This is a genomic window from Methylobacterium sp. WL18 (assembly GCF_008040015.1).
In the GTDB taxonomy this organism is placed as follows: Bacteria; Pseudomonadota; Alphaproteobacteria; order Rhizobiales; family Beijerinckiaceae; genus Methylobacterium; species Methylobacterium mesophilicum.
Window position 1 is genome coordinate 1 of the sequence record NZ_VRVD01000930.1, and the last position, 1,389, is coordinate 1,389.

Here is a 1,389-nt window from a genome sequence, read left to right on the forward strand (position 1 = left end):
CGCCGGTGCCGCTGCCGGGCCGCTCGGTGCTGGTGCTCACCGCGGCGGGCGTGCGGGCGGGGGTGTCGAGCGGTTGGGTGCCGAGGGGTTGAGAGCAAGCCCCAGTTCGAGCCGGTCGAAGCGAGATGATTGCGCGCGGGGGTCCTGCGCGTTACGTTGCCTGATCATACGATTTGTTGAACGTCATCGGAGCATCGCCATGGCTGGAGATCGTTCGCAGCCGAGGCAGGCCTCAGGAACTGAGACAGCCCTTGCCCCTTCCGTTACCGCTGTCATGGCCCGCGCGCAGGAAAGCGGCCTGACCCGGGGCAAGGCCAGCCGGATCTCCGGACGCGTCGCGCCGGAATTGATCGAACGCGCCAAGGCCCGGACGGGGCTTCACTCCGATACCGCGCTGATCGAGTTCGCGCTCGCCAACATCGCCATCGAGGATGGCTTCGCGGACGTATTCCGCACGCTGCGGGCCTCGGTCGACCCGGAACTCGACCTGAGCTTCTAGCGAGTGGCCTTCACCTTCAAGGCTGCGGAACGGCTGCGTCGGCAGGCACCGAAGACGGCGTTGCAGCGCCGGGACGATACCGCATTGCCCTTCCTGGAGGGGCAGGCGCAGGCAGGCCGTCCGCTCCTGCTCGATACCTGCGTCTACATCGACCAGATGCAGGGGAGGGCGCCGCCCCTGGTCGAGGATCTCCTCGGCATCCGGATCGTGAACCACAGCACTGTCGCCATCCAGGAGTTGATGCACACGGTAGGGGTCCTCGATCCCAAGGACCCTCGCAGCGCCCAGGCCGTCGCGGCAATCGGAACCGCGATCGACGCGATGCCGGCGCACCGGATCTTCACGCCCGACGCCGAGATCCTGGGAAGCGCCGCCGTCTATGCGGGCATGCTCTGCCGGATCCAGGGCTATGCAAAGGACGACCGCATGGGCGCACTCCACGATTGCGTCCTGTTCCTGCAGGCGCTCAAGCTCGGCTTCTGCGTGCTCACGCGCAACCTCAGGGACTTCGACGCCCTGTTGCGACTCCGCCCGGATAGCCAGGTCCTGTTCTATCGAACGTGACCCCACAGCCTACCACTTGGTCCCCCGCGCCATTTTTCGCACGCTGGCCGTCTCATCACGTCGCCATACCTGCGCTGCGGGAACCGGATCGTGCGCGGGGCCTTCTCCCACGACAATGATCCCTGCCGCGCTTGTCCCCCGGGGCGCACGGCCAACGACGAGGACCGTGGCCCGATGCGGCGCGCCCACAGCATGGATTTCGGAGCCGAGATGGTGGGGGGCGGCGTGCGCTTCGCGCTCTGGGCGCCGACCGCCCAGAGCGTCGAGCTCGTCGTCGACGGCGTCGCGCATCCGCTGCCGGAATCCGGCGGCGGCTGGCGGCGCAC

General features: G+C 68.0%; 3 protein-coding genes. All 3 read left to right on the forward strand.

Annotated elements, in window-relative coordinates:
- The first annotated feature begins 274 nt into the window (after positions 1-274).
- Positions 275-499, forward strand: coding sequence for a hypothetical protein (locus tag FV228_RS29800; protein WP_047170722.1), 225 nt, complete (start codon positions 275-277; stop codon positions 497-499).
- 3 nt (positions 500-502) lie between these two features.
- The gene (locus FV228_RS29805; RefSeq protein WP_147857740.1) at positions 503-1,063 is read left to right on the forward strand and encodes a type II toxin-antitoxin system VapC family toxin; all 561 of its coding nucleotides are present in this window, start codon (positions 503-505) and stop codon (positions 1,061-1,063) included.
- Between the two features lie 174 nt (positions 1,064-1,237).
- Positions 1,238-1,389: hypothetical protein (locus tag FV228_RS29810; protein WP_147857741.1), on the forward strand; the 152-nt coding region annotated here is incomplete at its 3' end.

Bases quoted from the DNA above. Each gene is read 5' to 3' on its own strand.
- FV228_RS29800 (WP_047170722.1), top strand. From the start codon at position 275: ATGGCCCGCGCGCAGGAAAGCGGCCTGACCCGGGGCAAGGCCAGCCGG.